The following is a 16983-nucleotide window of genomic DNA, read 5'->3' as shown; positions in this document are numbered from 1 at the left end:
TCAGAATCTGAAAAGTTTTCAGCATCTTCGCTAAACCTTTGAGATTCGCATATGTTGATCGTACAAAGGGTAGCTTAAATTACAGGTTAACATTGAAGAGATTCGGCAGGATAGCAATTAAGACACTCCTTTGGATAATTGGGAGCGTTATCGGATTGATTTTGCTCCTTTTTGTAGTAATTCGCATCCCCACTGTCCAAAACTATGTCGTCCGGCAAGTGACTTCCTATCTTGAAAACAAGATTAAGACCCCTGTCCGAATAGCCAATGTTAGCTTAGATCTCCCTAAGATGCTCGTACTTGAAGGGGTTTATTTTGAAGATCAGTCGCGAGACACGCTCCTTTCCGGCGAACGGATACGAGTGGACATTAGCATGCTCAAATTGCTGAACAATACAGTGGAAATCGGCCGGATCGATTTACAGGGCGTCACCGCCAAGATAAACCGCACCCTACCTGACAGCACGTTTAATTTCGACTATATTATCAAAGCGTTTGTAAATGAGCAGGAGAAACCGGCTCAGGCGGATAGCACTGCCCCGATGAAATTCGATATCGACCGGGTAAATCTCAATCAAATTCGCTTCGTTTACCGCGATGATGTAGTCGGCATGGCTGCCGAGGTGAACCTCAACCACCTCGACACCCGTATAAAGACATTTGATCTGGCAGGCAACATGCGCTTCGGCATACCGCGAATAAACATCAACGGCTTACAAGGATCTGTGAGGCAGTGGGCTGTAGCCGATCCGGAAGACGCGCCGGACGTTGAGGATTTCGGCATCACGGATGCGGCTGAAACCGCTCTTCTACCCGAGCTCGATTTTGAAACATTCAATCTCGCCGCTATTGATTTTGCCTACACGGACGAAGCCAGTGCTATGGATACCCGATTTCGGATCGATAAGTTGCTAGCGCGGCTCAACAAGTTGGATCTTAACGGCGAGTTCGTGGATATCCGGGAAATTGATCTGGACGGATCGGCATCCCGGATTTTCTTTGGACAAACAGTAAGCCCATCTACAAGCGCTGCCAGCACCGAACAGGGCGAGCCCGTCAACTGGCGGGTGCAAGCGGCATCGATACGTATAGCCAATACGGATTTTGCGTTTGAAGACGCAAACCAGCCCCGCATCGCCAAAGGCTTTGATTATGGCAATATTGGGATTACTGGCTTTCAAGGCGAGTTGGCGGATCTATACTATTCAGCTGACACCATTCGTGGCCGTGTTTCGGGCATAAGAGCCAGCGATCACAGCGGTTTTACACTGAACCGCCTGCAAGCAGATTTTGTCTATACCAATCAGGGCGCTGAATTGGACAATCTTTATGCCGAAACACCCCATACACGCGTTCGTGACTACATCAAGGTGGCTTATCCCTCATTGGAAACCATTACCGAGCAACTTGGCAGTATCGAGGTCTCGGCCGATATCAAAGAAAGCCACCTCGGAATGGAAGACGTGCTATACTTCGTGCCTGACCTCGACACCATGGAAATCATGAAGCCGCTTCTTACGCATACACTCCACATCAATACAACAATCAGTGGCCGCGTGGATGATCTCGAGATACCCAACATCGAATTGCGTACGCTGGATAAGACGCGCGTCGCCGCCCGTGTTCAGATAAAAGGCTTACCGGAAACCGAACATCTGCACATCGACCTTGACCTCGAGGAACTTGTTTCTGGCAAAGCAGATCTGGATCGGCTTATCGCCCCGAGCCTCCTACCCGACAGCATCAATTTTCCTGACGACGTTCGGCTGGCGGGCACGTTTAATGGAGGTCTCAACGGCTTTCAAACGGATATGCAACTCGAAACAAGCATGGGTGGCGCAAGTGTGGACGCCGATTACCGAGTAGACGCCGGTACACGGGACACAGTATATGATGCGCAGATCAGCATCATGGACATCGATATCGGCCAGCTGATGAGGATGGACACCCTATTGGGCAAGCTCTCTTTTGCCGCGCACGCCAAGGGAACCGGGCTTGACCCGTCAACTGCCGTTGCAGGCATTGAGGGGAAATTGATCAGTCTGGAGGCAATGGGGTATCGGTATACAGACATCGGAATAACAGCGGTTGCCCAAAGCGGCGACATTAACGCATCTATAAGCAGTGAGGATCCCAATGTAGATTTTACGCTTGACGCACATGCTGATATGCGGGGCCAATATCCGAGGGTGAATATCAACCTGATGATGGACAGCATCAACCTAAAAAACCTCAATCTATTGGAAGAGGAATTCCGTTATCACGGCCGGCTTATCGCCGACTTACAAACGGCTGATATCGACCATCTGAATGGAACCATCGACATCGTCAATTCATCCATTGCCTACAATGCCGAACGCTACACCTTAGATACCGTCCGGTTACGAGCTGTAGCGCAAGACAGTTCCAACCTGCTCCAATTGCGATCAGAGTTTCTTAATGCCCACATGATCGGCAATTTTAAGCTCAGCGAGCTGGGAGCTTCCGTGCAGGACATTGTCGCGGCGTACTATCAGCCAGATTCGATAGCACCGGTTTTCGAGTATGCCCCACAGCGATTTGATTTTAGTGCACAATTTACTCGTTCGCATTTTATCCGGGGTTTACTGCCTGAGCTGACAGCGATGGACGATATCACCTTAGACGGGTCGTTCAACAGCGAGGAAAAGCGCTTACTTGTAAAAGCAACAGCACCACAAGTCGTGTATGCCGGCACCACTATCGATCAAGTTGGTTTCGACATCAACACCTTTGATAGCACATTGTATTATACCGTGTTGATCAATCGTATCGGCTTTGGCAACGTAGAGCTGGTCAACACGTTACTCAGCGGCACCATCGTTAAAAACCAGCTCGATTTCGGCCTATGGATCAAAGATAATGCCGACAAGGAACGCTATCACCTCGGCATGGCACTCAACGTCGATGCGGGCAATTTCTTGTTTATCCTGAAAGAAGATGGCCTTATGCTCAACTACGAGCAATGGCAGGTGGAACCGCAGAACCGTATTTTTTTCGGCAATGACGGCCTGCTTGCGCATCAATTCATCTTGAGTAACAATGGACAGGAAATGACGTTGCAATCCCAAGATTCGACGCGCAACGCTCCGCTCGACTTGGTTTTTAATAACTTCAGAATCGAAACGTTCAGCAAGATACTTGAAAGTGAAGTGTTGGATATGGGTGGGGGCATAAACGGATCAGCAACCGTATCGCGGCTCGACGCGTCCCCGGTTTTTGTCTCTGATATTACGATCGACCGATTTTATCTTGGCAATGATACCGTGGGCGACATCAACCTGAAAGTGAATAACGAACGTGAAAACGTATTTGCGGCCGATATCAGCATCACGGGTAATGGTAATGATGTGAAGCTCACAGGCGACTTCATCAGCCCACCGGATAGGGACGCCCAGTTGGATTTTACGCTCAATGTCAATCCGCTGTCCATGCGCACCCTCGAAGCATTCAGTTTGGGCTATCTAAGGAATACCACAGGCGCAGTCAACGGAAAATTAGCTATTACGGGATCGCCGAATCAGCCCCGTATCAACGGCGCATTGCTGTTTGATCAAGCCAGTCTCAATGTGGCCATGCTCAACGCGACATTCAATATTGATGAACAAAGCATCGTCTTTAACGACAAGGGACTTCGTTTCAACAAATTCCGGCTGGAAGACAGCGTAGGCAACGCAGCCGTACTCAACGGAGCAGTGAATACAACTACCTATTCCGACTTTGAGTTTGGGCTCACACTCGTTGCTAACGATTTTCAGGTCCTGAATTCTTCGCAACAGGACAACGACATGTACTACGGCAAGCTCTTTATTTCAAGCAACCTTCGTATTCAAGGCGACATGAACAACCCGAAAGTGAGTGGAACGCTGCGGGTGAATGATGATACCAATGTTACGTTTGTGATGCCCAATGACGACCCGGGCATGGTAGACCGGCAGGGCATCGTCCGCTTTGTGGACCGGAGCGATACCGTAAGAGCTAATGTATTTGCCAAGGTGGATTCGCTTAAACACACCGAACTGGCAGGCGTAAACCTGTCGGTGAACGTTTCAACAGATAAAAATGCAGTTTTCACTATCGTCATCGATCCAGGAAGCCAGGATGCGCTGACCGTTCAAGGAGAGGCCGAGTTGAATGCCGGCATGGATCCAAGCGGAGACATTACGCTTAACGGCACATACACTGTTGAGAAAGGAAATTATTCTTTTTCTTTTGGGCCGGTAAAACGGGTGTTTCAGTTCCGGCAGGGAAGTACGCTTTCCTGGACAGGCGACCCGATGGATGCCAGGTTGGATATTACGGCAGTGTACAACCTGAAAGCTCCAACCTTGGAATTGGTACAAAACCAGATCGGATCGGGACAACCGAATTTATATAAACAACGTGTGCCCTTCAATGTCAATATGCATATCACCGAGCAACTGTTTCAACCACAGCTTCGGTTTGATATCGATTTGGACGAAGATAATGCAATGATTTCTCAAGACGTGGCGGGCAAGGTCAACACCGGACTGACGCAATTGCGGGAAAACGAATCGGAGATGAACAAGCAGGTTTTTTCACTTATCGTGCTCGGGCGCTTTATGGCGGCCAATCCCTTTGAAAGTTTATCGGGGGGCGGCGGCGCAGAAGCTATTGCCCGTAATACGGTAAGTTCCTTCCTCAGCGGTCAGCTCAACCGTTTGGCCGGCGACCTCATTCAAGGTGTGGAATTCGATTTCAGCCTGCAATCTGAGCAGGACTACACCACAGGTAGCGGCCAGAACCGAACAGACTTGAACGTCGGGGTATCCAAGATGCTATTTAACGACAGGATGAAAGTTTCCGTAGGTTCTAACTTCGAGTTGGAAGGCAACGCGCGGCCAGGTGAGCAAACAACAAATATCGCAGGAGACATCGCGGTGGACTACCAGCTGTCCGAGGATGGCCGGTACATCGCACGGGCATACCGGAAAAACCAATATCAGGTAACGCTTCAGGGGCAGTTTGTGGAAACGGGTCTCGGCCTTATCATAAGTATGGATTACGACCGATTCAGGGAGATATTCAATAGACAAGACGCGTACGCCGATGAATTTGATACGGAAAGCCGTCGGTTTAGGAGACGCTGGGATGTGGAACGCATGGAAACTGACTCAGCGTACCGCGACAGCGTGCGGAAAGTGATCATCGACAGCCTGCAGCGCAACGATCCGGAGTTTCGCGAACGGTTACAAGAAAGACGGCAGGAAGAGCAAAACCGGCAGACCCTGAATGGCCCGCAAGAAAACCGTATGCCGCTCACCTCACCCAGTGGCCAGAAAAATGTCGCCATACGGGACGACCAAGACGAAAACGCATCACAAGAAGAAGGAGGCGACAATGGGCAATAGCCTTATACGGATGAGCTATGCCATTGCTGTCCTATGGTATTTAGCCAGTTGCAGCAACATCAAATATCTCCCGGATGGGGAGCACCTGTATGTAAAAGGCGAGGTCGAAATCGAAACGGATACCATACCGAAGCAGTATATCAAGCCATTGAGCGATAATCTTGAAAATTTATTGCGGCCTCAACCCAATACGACTATCTTAGGCATGCGGCCCCAGTTATACCTTTACAATATCGCTGGGGAACCACAGAGCGACCGCGGATTCCGAAACTGGCTGAAAAACAAAGTTGGACAAGCTCCTGTGCTGCTGAGCGATGTAAACCGTGAGTATAACGAGAATTTGCTCCGCAACCGCCTGGAAAACCTGGGCTTTTTCCAAGCACAGGTTACGTCCGACACGACCATCAATAAGCGAAAAGCCACTGTCACCTACACTGCTGCGCCGCATATCATCTACCGGATTAAATCGGTAACTTTTGATGTGGACAGCAGCGAACTAGGGAAAGCCATCAAATCAACAGAACCCCAGTCTTTACTGCAAGTGGGCAGACCGTATAACCTCGATAATATCATTGCCGAGCGGGAGCGGATAGACTATGCCCTAAAAAACAAGGGATACTATTATTTCAATCCCGATTACCTGATCGTCGAGGTTGACAGCGTCTCGGCCGATCATCAAGTGGACCTCTATGTGATGGTCAAAACGGAAACTCCGGCGAAGGCTAAGCGCCCCTATTACATCAATAATATTTTCATTTATCCGAACTATACCCTGACTCAGGGCGGGTATCAACGCGCCGATCCGCGAGAGGCAGAACTTTACCGTGGGCAGTATCACATTGTTGATCCGGAATACACATTCCGGAGATTTGCACTTGCGAATGCCATGATATTCAGGCGCGGCGAACTATATACGCGCGGCAATCACAACCGCACCATCAGGCAACTGGTGGGAATGGGCAGCTTTCGCTTCGTACGCAATGAGTTTGTAGACGTAGACACGGGGAAGGCGAACCAGTTGGATGCCTATTATTACCTGACACCGATGCCGAAAAGAGGACTCCGCGTCGAGTTGCTCGGAAAAACTGCAGCGGTGTATAACGGTTCGGAGATCAACGTCAACTGGCAGCATCGCAATGCCTTTAAAAGCGCAGAGTTGCTCACCTTTACGGTATACGGTGGCTTCGAAACACAGACAGGAGGTAATGTCAACCTCAATTCAAGTTTTTACCGCTACGGTATTGAAACGAGCCTCTCTTTCCCTCGTATGATTGCGCCATACCGGTGGCAACCTACCAAACGGTTTGTCCCGCGGACCGTATTCACGGCCGGCTACGAATTCCTGAGTCGCCGCACCGCCTACAGCTTGAACGCCCTGCGGTTTTCATTCGGATACCAATGGAGAGAAAACCTTGAAAAAGAACATGAGCTGAAGGTGCTTGAAGTCGCCTATGTGCAGCCCTGGAATATCTCCGACTCTTACCAGGCCCTGTTGGACACGGTACCCCCGCTCCGGCACGCCATTGAGCCGCAGTTTACGTTCGGTCCGATTTACCAATATACCCGGACCAATACTACGCGGACTGACCTCACCCATACGTATTATTTCAAGGGAGGCGTGGACCTGTCTGCCAACCTGTACGGGCTTATCCGAGGTGCTAACGTACGCGAAGGGCGGCAATATCAGATCTTCAACGCCAACTTCTCTCAGTACATAAAAACGGAGGCCGATTTCAGACATTATATGAAACTGGGAACGAACTCGACACTGGCGTCGCGGGCAATGGCTGGCTTTGGCTATTCATACGGCAATTCGACCCAACTCCCGTATGTGAAACAGTTCTTTTCCGGCGGACCGAACGGGATAAGGGCATTTCGTGCGAGGACATTGGGGCCGGGCTCCTATACCCCGGAGTTTTATGGAGAAGACAACTTCTTCGCCGACCAAACCGGAGATATCAAAATTGAGCTTAATACGGAATATCGTGCAAAACTGGCCAGTATCCTTCATTGGGCAGCCTTTATCGATGCTGGTAATATCTGGTTACAACATGCCAACCCGGAAAAGCCCGGTGCAGCGTTTAGCAGAAACTTCATCAAAGAGATGGCGGTGGGCGCCGGGCTGGGTCTGCGGTTCGATTTGAGTTTTCTAGTAATCCGTACCGACCTAGCCACTCCGTTGCGTATTCCATACCGTCCAGCCGGAGAACGCTGGGTGTTTGATGAAATCAATTTCAGGGATAGCGACTGGCGTAAACGCAACCTAGTATTTAACTTGGCGATTGGATATCCGTTCTAATATCACTACCTTAGCTACCATTCGATGTATAGTGTAAAAACCAAATAATAATAGATAGCCGTATGAAGATAACCGTTGTAGGTGCGGGGGCAGTCGGTGCCACCACCGCGGACAACATAGTCCGGAAAGAACTCGCAGAAGAAGTGATCTTGTTGGACATCAAAGAAGGGTTGGCAGAAGGGAAGGCGCAAGACATCTCACAGACCGCAGCCCTATTGGGATTTGATTCCAAGATCACCGGTGTTACCAATGATTACAGCCAGACAGCAGGTTCTGCCGTAGCCGTCATCACGTCCGGAATCCCTCGAAAACCAGGAATGACCCGCGAGGAACTCATTGGGACCAATGCTAACATCGTGCGCAATGTAGCTGAAAATCTGTTGAAGCACTCGCCTGACATCATTCTCGTAGTCGTTTCCAACCCAATGGACACCATGACGTATTTAGCACTGAAGGCTACCGGGTTGACAAAGAACCGGATTATCGGCATGGGCGGCACATTGGACTCTTCCCGCTTCAGGTATCAGCTCAGTTTACGGCTTAACGCCTCACCTGCCGACCTTAATGCCATCGTCATAGGCGGTCATGGAGATACCACCATGATTCCGCTCATCAAACATGCTACTTGGAACAGCATACCGGTGACCCAGTACCTATCGGCAGAAGAACAACAGCAGATCGTGGCCGACACGATGGTCGGAGGGGCTACACTCACCAAGCTCATCGGCACCTCGGCCTGGTACGCCCCTGGCGCTTCAGGTGCCGCGGTGGTGGAAAGCATCGTTCGTGACCAGAAGAAACTCTTCACCGCTTCAGTGTACCTTGAAGGCGAATACGGACAACAAGATATTAATCTCGGGGTCCCTGTTGTTTTGGGCAGAAACGGTTGGGAACGCATCCTCGACCTTCCGCTGGATGATGAAGAAAAGGCCGCATTTGCCAAAAGCACAGAGGCCGTACGCAATATGAACAATGTGCTGAAGGAAATCGGGGTACTGTAATCAATGGTATCTGTCCCCCTGACGTTATTGAACCTGCAAGACGATGGCTTCCACTTGGTGCTGGAAGTCATTGTTTTTGGCAAGGGATTTAAGGCTGTACTGGACACGGGAGCTTCTAAAACAGTATTTGATAAGGCCACTGTGGAGACACACCTACAAGAAGACATGGTGTTGCAGCATACCGACATGGTTTCAACGGGCTTAGGCACTACATCCATGGAGAGCTTTATCCTTAAGATACCCGACCTGCAGATCGGCGGACTTCATCTGAAATGTTACGAAGTCGCCGTGCTCGACCTATCCACGATTAACTATGCCTATGAGCAGCTGGATATTGAACCTGTCATCGGAGTCATTGGCGGCGATATCCTCACCCGCCACGGCGGGGTTATTGATTACCGAAAAAGCACATTGACATTGCGGCAACGAAAAAACAGTCGAATCTTTAAAAGAAATAGCGGCTAAATATCCTGATCAATTACCTCCATCACCCCGAGCATAACCTGCGAATGACCGGGAAAGGTACATAAAAAGGGGTACAGCCCCGGAGTTGACGGCGCAGTGAACGAAAGATCGAAATGTTCGTTTGGATTTACCAGAGGAGCCGCGAATAGCACATCATCCGACGCCGGAATGTACTGCCGTGTGGCACCATCCGGCTGGCGGGCTAAGGCAACGGCTGCTTGCTGTACGCTTTCCAAGGTGCCAGGCTTTATAATAACGAGGTTATGCTGCATGAAATTTGGATTGCTAAATTTTATCCGCACCCGTGAATTGGCTCTAACGGAGAAATACGTCCGATCATACGAAAGCCCGCCCCGAATTGAACGAATTTCGATGTGCTGGTCCGGAGTTGGTCTTATTATATCGGCGTCTTTGCGGCCTTCCATATTGACGGATCCATGTATTCGCCCCCCTATTTTCAATGCTTCCGCGATCCACTTGTCATCGATATTGCGTTGGTCTGCCATTGCCTCTTCCAGAATGCGGTTCACCTGAAAAGACGTTGGTGCGTCAGCCAGCGCGAGGTAGGCGGCAAGCCGTACCCGGTCATCATCGTCATAGAAGACACCTGCTGCAACCATGCTGTCTAAAACCGCCGGCAATGCTATCGGGAGCGTCTGTACGGCGGCTTTACGGACGCCGGGCGCAGCATGCCGTAGTGCACGGACGACGGCCTGAAGGCTCTGCGGGTCATGCGGCGTTATCAGTCCTAAACCTTTCAGCGTCCAAACAGCATGCAGTGCAGCGCCGTTTGTTTGGATTTTATCCGTAGTATTTACCGAAATCAATTGCCGCAACGCCGGCGCCGTCTCACGGTAGTTCCGCTCAACAACGAGCCGCTGAGCGGTGGTACGCCAAAACATATTATCATGCTGTATCGCCTGAACCAGTGTTTCAGGACGGTCGACGGATAGTGCCGGCATCTGCGTAGCCGGAGCCTCATCATAAACCAATCGATATACACGCCCCCTGAACAAGTCGCGCCGATCCTGGCCATGTTGATCGTCTTGTTCAGGCAGGTGATGCACCATGTGGTTATACCAGTCTAATACCCATAGCGCGCCGTCTGGACCAACTTTAGCTGCGACGGGGCTAAACCACGTATCCCTACTAGCCAGTATATTCTTGCCATCACCCACTTCGGCAAACCCCGACCCTCGCCTGGTGATGATGTGCTTGTGAACCAATCGGCCGGTTGGCTCACATATGAATGCAACGCGGTTCCAATATTGGCGCGGGAAACTACGCGCGGTATACAAGCTGTGGCCAGTAGCCGCTGTAAACCCACCAACTACATCTTTTTGGTTCAATGTATCGACCAGCGGGTGAATGGCGTAATGACTATTGATAGGTTCGACCCCCTGTTCTTCGATACCAGCTTTCGCGTAATAAGCCGCCGGTATGGCAAAAAAAATGCTATGCTCGTTGTTTGTACACGACAAGAACACGTCAAATTCCTCGGAATAGCCGAGTCCCCAGGTATTGTTTGACGTCGACGCCAGGTATTCAAAGTCCTTCACACCGCGGCTTGCATCGCTGTCAAAACGAAAAACCCCTTGCTTAAACTTAGCTGGGTGGTCTTCGATGTATCCGTCAAACCCGGAATGGCCGACCGTTCCCCACACCTTGTTGTCCAAGCCGTATTGCAGGTTAGAAGGCCCCGCGTGTGCATCGAACGTACCCCAACCGGTCATGACGATCTCGCGGCTATCGGCAACATCATCTCCATCCAAGTCTTTTAACAGTAAAAAATGAGGAGCTTGGGCTACGAGTACGCCTCCTTCCACAAACGTAAACGAAGTCGGTACATTTAATCCATCGGCAAATACCGTGAAGTTGTCCGCCCTACCATCGCCGTCACGGTCTTCGCAGATCAAAATCCTATCATCGCCGCTATCCGATTGCGCAGTTACGCTATTGGGAAAATCGACGGTTTCGATAATCCAAAGCCTGCCACGTTCGTCCCAGTTCATAGCGATCGGCTTACCGATGTCGGGCTCGCTCGCAAACAATGTTAAACTAAAACCATCCGGCACCTCGGTCAGCGAGCGCGAAGCCACAGGGTCCAACGGACGCTGCCCTGTCGTATCCAGCCCGCCTGATGCAGGCCAGGCAAAAGACAGAAATGGAAACAGTGAAAGCCCAACAAGCGGCACATGGAAAAACAACAACCGTAAAAAACGTAATAATGTCCTCACTAAACCATCCGTTACCGTCCTGCAGGAATCTGCTCGAAATAGAACACGCCACCTTTATTGGCAACCGCGATATCCAACAGTCCATCGCCATTGATGTCTTCGACCACATTATTCACTCCGACTCCGGACGCATCATCAATGACGTGAGGCACCCAGGTCGGAGGATCGCCGGGCAGGAACTCCAGCCAGAAGATGGTCGGAGGATTCGACTCGCCGGGGTCATGACCTTGGTGGGCAAGATAACGCATACCGCTCAGCAAATCCATATTTCCATCTCCATTCAGATCTACCAACGACAAGGCATGGGTCTGCGAATATTCACTATAGATTTCGCGAAGCTTCCAAGTCGTTTTACCAGCCGCGTCACGCCCCTGTTCATACCACCACATACCAAACCGATGAGCAGACGAACTGATAACATCCGGAAGGCCATCTCCGTTCACATCCATTACATACATCTGGGCACAATCGAGGCCAAGATCAGCGGGATGGAATGTCCAGCCAGGTTGCGTAGGGTCGGTGGGTGCTTCCCACCATCCTTGTTTGATGATGACATCGCCCCTTCCGTCTCCGTTGATATCGCCGAAGCCAAGCCCATGAGAGAAAACTTCGGTACCGGGCGCTCCCTTGTCACTGATCACATGACGCACCCATGTAGTATCTCCTTTTTCCGAAGGACATCGGAACCACACCATTTCCCTCGTATCGGGGTCTCCACAAAGTATATCATTGCGCCCATCGTCGTCGATATCCACGAAAGCCGGAGATTCGTTGCTTGCCGACCTGGCAATCACATGCTGTTTCCAGTACCCGCCTTTGTTACCCGGATTCTGATACCACCATATCTCCTTGCCCGGAAAATCTACGCGAATGTAATCCACCCAGCCATCCTGATCTACGTCAATGGTAAAATTGAGCATGGAGTTGCTATAACCTGTGGTGCCATCAAACACCTGATCTTCGGGATAAATTTCGTGTACCCGTTTCCAATCCGGCCCCTGAAACCAACGCGCGCCTGCAATGATATCCATCTGGCCGTCGTTGTTGACGTCACCAACAGCGACGCCTTCAGAAATGAACTCCTTTGTTAATACCGTTTTTTTGAAAGCTATCTTGCGGGCTGGATATCCATTCTTTTCAGAAGGCCCTACGACTTTGCGGCCAACTGCGCCCACGGCAAGCAGGCAACAAAGAAACACAGCCAAGATGATAACGAATTTATTTTTTTCCATAACTGTTTTCATGTTCCTTAATGATGGGCATGCGCATTCGCATCGGTGATACGCCTATTGGCGAATTCCAATAGGTGCGGGAATTTCGATTTCTTGGCGATATCTAACGCCCTATTGGCATCAACCTCAACCAACGGCTCGAACCCATACCATACCATTAACGGAATATTGTGGTCCTCCATATCCTCCACCCAATTGGCTAGGTTGGCTAGCAACGTCCACCGTTGATTGAGTGCCATTCGTTGCGATGCCGCGGCTAAATGCAAACGGACAAACGCAGACTGGTCATTTTTTGCCATGGACTCAAACTTCCGCTGTGCTTCGGTAGATACCGCCTTCCGTTCAGTCAACAGTTGAATTACCCAAGCCCTGACATACTCATCTGGATGACCCAGAAGTTCAAGTAAGCGGTTTTCCGGTAAGCCATCCGTCACGTGCAGCGCCCATAATGCACGCAACTTGCGCGGGACCTCGGATTTGTCATTGAAAATCTTCCAAAGCGCGTCGTGCACCTGTTTGTCGGCACCCCGTTCCTGCAATAACCTGCGGGCATGCCGGACATACCAATCGTTCTCATGCAGCTGCAGATCTACCAATTCCAAGCTGGATTTCTTACTGAGATCGGTTTGTACCCATTTATCCTGTTTATGGGTAATCTTAAAGATCCGGCCCAACGTTTTGTCGTGCACATCCGGATTGGGGCTATGGCATTGGTTTTTATCATACCAATCGATCACAAACATCGATCCCGACGGATCAATCTGGAAGTTAATCCATTGCGACCAGAAATCGTTCGTATTGATAAAATCCTTTCCATGGCTTGCGGTATATCCCGATCCGGACCGTTTGAGATGATCCACGTTGACACGGTAGCCATTGATGTTATTCATCAAGATGGCGTCGCGGTCCAACCCCCAATGTTTATTTCCGAGGTAAAACACTGCGCCCGCGTGAGCGTGTCCGCCTCCAGCCGCTCCTGAGCGGAAGTTACCTGCGTGGGGGCCACGATCACCCAGCCAGTGTACGTGATCAGCAATGGTTTTGATATCATCGTAGGTGTATGGGTTGAAATGCTCACCACCCTGGCGATGATACCTCGCGCCCTGGATAACATGAAAGAGATGAGGGATTACGCATACCGTGATAAACGGTTGCCCCACATCATTGAAATCGATGCCCCAAGGATTGCTGGTGCCATGAGCAAACACTTCAAATATGTGTTTGGTGGGATGATAACGCCATACTCCCGCATTGATGGGGTGCCGTTCAGCATCAGAAGCCCCTGGTTTCCCGACATTCGAATGCGTGAAGACGCCATGCGTCCCATATAGCCAGCCATCCGGTCCCCATTTGAACGAATTCAGCGTCTCATGTGTATCTTCGTAGGCCCATCCGTCCAATAGAATCTTTGGTTCGCCAGCAGGCTTATCTCCACTTGCATCAATTGGAATAAACATCAGGTAAGGCGCCGCGCCAACCCATACACCGCCAAAGCCGAGCTCGATCCCGCTCACCATGTTCAGGCCCTCAATAAATACCTTGCGGCTATCCAATGTTCCATTGCCGTCGGTATCTTCGAAAATAAGAATTCGGTCCGTGCCCTTGCCTTCTTCTGCCCGCACTGGATAGGTGTGCGCTTCAACCACCCAGAGTCTGCCCCGGTCATCCATAGCGAATGCGATAGGGCGCACAATATCCGGTTCTGACGCAGCGAGCGTCACCGAAAATCCGTCAGGTACGACCATCGCCTTGACGGCCTCCGGCCCTGAAAGACCGGAGTTTTCGACAGGATCCAACGGGGGCAGAATGACTACGTCATCCGGTTTGAATTCGTTGGGGTAAGTCGGTCGAACATCGTGGAAACGGAAATCATCGAACGAAATATGTGCCCAAATATTATCACCGATATAGGCGATATCAGGAACTTGTCCGGTTTCCTCATCCACGATACGAACAAACATCTGCTTACCCTCATGGGCTTTCAGGTCCACCACGACAGGACGGAAGGCAACCTGGCGCGAGCCGGTAAATTGTCCATCGTTTACATGCCCTGAAATTTTGAAGAATACTTCATTGTTTTCCACCAGTACCAATTCAACACGGACACCGGCTAACGCACCTCCGGACACCTTGAACGAAGCAAATGGATGCGTAATCTCGAACGCCTCGGATGTCAGCGTACCTGTTGCCTGGTAGTTTGTGATACCACCGCTGGTCACGTAGTAGTCTCCGGCCTGCCCTAATAATACGCTGTCGGGATACCAGGGTGCTGCATTATATGTCACGGATTTGGGAGTAAACGCATTGCCGGTCGCTTTCCAGTCTTGGAGATTTCCCCGTTCGAAACCGAGGTTTAAAGGGCGGCCGTTTTTTCGCGGCGACACACCAACGTCATACACAAAATCACTGCCACTCATACGTTCCACAACCTCAAAGCGTCCGCTCATCGTGGGGCGATGGCCGGGAATACTGCAATAATATTCGCCGCTTTCGTTAGCTATGAAAATTACACTTGTCGTGTCGCCTTCTTCTAAGACATTGTCTGACTTCACCTCCAATTCATCAATCACGAAATCATGGGCCATCAATTCACCGTTTACCAGCGTAACTTTGACACGTTCGCCCTTCAGCGCCCTTAACGTCGGGTTCATCTTCCCGTCGATATCGCCGCCAACTCCTATATAGCCAATCATCTTTGAATTGAGGACATATTCTCGATCTATTGATTCAGCATCCGCTGATTCGTCACCTGACGAGCATCCCGCCACTAACATCGTGACGAAAAATAAACCCAAAAGTCTTCTACCTAAAACCTGCAAGCACATTATCTGTTTACCTTTTTAATAAAATTTATGTATTAGTATCCTGTTATGTTTTTCAAACCTGAGTTGCCGCTGCTTTAATTGGCGTATGGCAAAGATAACAAACGGCCAATCAAAAATTCCAACGCTAACCAATCAGACTCTGACTGTATTTTATCATAGTCGTCGCAATTTCTTCAACACAAGATCTTCGAAAACCCCGGTGGCAAAAGTTTCACCGTCCCGGGCGCTCGGAGCCTGGCTGCTGTGCCTAGTGCTTGAAAGCAAGCACACATACTCAACGAGTAAATGTGGATATTTCATCGACCGATCAGCTTCTGTATCATCCTACTTCAATGGAAAAAAACCATTTGGATTGAATTTATACCGGTATACGTCCCCTGCACCGTCCAGCGCAAGTATGTCACTTCCGGATACGATAATCTGCTGATACATCTCCCAACCACTGCCCACCTGTCTGCGTGGACCGGGCACAGCCTGATCAGACATTTCATACAGCCAAAGCCTTCCATCGTGCGCCAGGGCAAGCAGCGAATCGTCATAGGCTAATAACTGCTTAAACCCGCCGAAACCAGACCCCACCTCCGTTTTGGGGGCATTTACGTCTGTCAATGCCGGTTGCCGCCGCATCACCCCTCCCCCGTCAACCGTCAGGAAAAAGTCGTTGAAGGGTATCAGCCGGAATTGGTCCCAGAAGTCTCCCAGCCAGAACGGATCTGCACCATGCAGCACGTAATCATCATCGACCCGAAAATTAAACAGTCCCGCCCAGTACGGATAATTCCGAACGACGATCGTGTTTTCGTTAACATAGTAGAACGATTCTGAAGCATCCCAATTTATCCCGGCAACCTGTGGCGCTGCCGAAAAAACACCCTGTTCATCCGGTTCATACACTAAGATGTCGTTGTTCGCATCACGCCGTATCAGCGTTCCTCTGACGCCGTTCGACAAAATATTCCCCCAATTGCTACCCATACTCAACACCAGCTCACGCGGTACCTTTCCTGGTTCGTAGGAAACAGAAAACAAGTAATAAGTTGTGGCCAGCATATTATTCACTGAGTTTTCAGCATCCAAGATGCTGATAGGTAATAGATAGTTCTGAAAAAGCTCTAAATGGGGTCCCGACACTATTTTCAATTGAAAGTCGCCAGTGGTACGTTGCCCGGCTCCGATCGTTGCATGTGTTACTTCCAGCTCATAAGCTTCTTCAGGCAACAGTTGGTAATCGGTGTTATTGGTTTCGTTATATGCAGCCACTTTGTTTGGATCGACCCCAAAGCGAACTGAAATGTCATTTCTGGCGTCAATCGGCCCACCCAGAAAGGCGTTGTATGTGAATGTCAATTGCTGTTCCGCCAAACTAAGTGGGACACTCACGGCACCTCGTTCGGCACGCGGCATATAGATCTGGCTGTACAACTCAATTTCCTCAGCGCTAGGCTCATAAATAATAACCTTACTGCATGCAGAAAACAACGTTAGCAGGCTTATCGAATAAAAAAAGAGTTTTGTTCTCATTGCTTATATTTTT

The 16983-nt window shown here is 50.1% G+C and carries 8 protein-coding genes; 4 read left to right on the top strand and 4 right to left on the bottom strand.

What is annotated here, in order from left to right; genetic code table 11:
* Positions 1-38 precede the first annotated feature (38 nt).
* From ACFOET_RS09925 to ACFOET_RS09910, 4 genes are all read left to right on the top strand, one after another.
* Complete coding sequence (locus tag ACFOET_RS09925; RefSeq protein ID WP_379022105.1) at positions 39-5390, top strand: translocation/assembly module TamB domain-containing protein; 5352 nt, start codon at positions 39-41, stop codon at positions 5388-5390.
* A complete protein-coding gene (gene tamL, locus ACFOET_RS09920; protein WP_379022103.1) occupies positions 5272-7689 on the top strand; it encodes a translocation and assembly module lipoprotein TamL in 2418 nt (805 codons plus the stop codon). The genes ACFOET_RS09925 and tamL overlap by 119 nt, the downstream gene beginning before the upstream one ends.
* A gap of 62 nt (positions 7690-7751) precedes the next feature.
* Positions 7752-8690 (top strand): malate dehydrogenase, encoded by a 939-nt coding sequence (locus ACFOET_RS09915; RefSeq protein WP_379022101.1) that lies wholly within the window; start codon positions 7752-7754, stop codon positions 8688-8690.
* Between the two features lie 3 nt (positions 8691-8693).
* Positions 8694-9155 carry an aspartyl protease family protein gene (locus ACFOET_RS09910; protein WP_379022099.1) on the top strand — a complete coding sequence of 154 codons (462 nt, stop codon included), beginning with the start codon at positions 8694-8696 and terminating at the stop codon, positions 9153-9155.
* On the opposite strand, the gene ACFOET_RS09905 is transcribed toward ACFOET_RS09910, so the two are convergent.
* From ACFOET_RS09905 to ACFOET_RS09890, 4 genes are all read right to left on the bottom strand, one after another.
* Positions 9152-11392 (bottom strand): PVC-type heme-binding CxxCH protein, encoded by a 2241-nt coding sequence (locus ACFOET_RS09905; protein ID WP_379022097.1) that lies wholly within the window; start codon positions 11390-11392, stop codon positions 9152-9154. The two genes, ACFOET_RS09910 and ACFOET_RS09905, sit on opposite strands and share 4 nt — an antisense overlap.
* Before the next feature lie 11 nt (positions 11393-11403).
* Positions 11404-12624, bottom strand: coding sequence for an FG-GAP repeat domain-containing protein (locus ACFOET_RS09900; protein ID WP_379022095.1), 1221 nt, complete (start codon positions 12622-12624; stop codon positions 11404-11406).
* Positions 12625-12641: 17 nt separating this feature from the next.
* The gene (locus ACFOET_RS09895) at positions 12642-15317 is read right to left on the bottom strand and encodes a PVC-type heme-binding CxxCH protein (protein ID WP_379022094.1); all 2676 of its coding nucleotides are present in this window, start codon (positions 15315-15317) and stop codon (positions 12642-12644) included.
* 456 nt (positions 15318-15773) lie between these two features.
* A complete protein-coding gene (locus tag ACFOET_RS09890) occupies positions 15774-16970 on the bottom strand; it encodes a DUF1735 domain-containing protein (protein WP_379022092.1) in 1197 nt (398 codons plus the stop codon).
* Positions 16971-16983 lie beyond the last annotated feature (13 nt).

Origin of the sequence: Parapedobacter deserti, from assembly GCF_042646065.1 — a bacterium.
Classification (GTDB): Bacteria; Bacteroidota; Bacteroidia; order Sphingobacteriales; family Sphingobacteriaceae; genus Parapedobacter; species Parapedobacter deserti.
The sequence above is the reverse complement of the archived record's forward strand: the minus strand, read 5'-3'. Positions and strand labels throughout refer to the sequence as shown.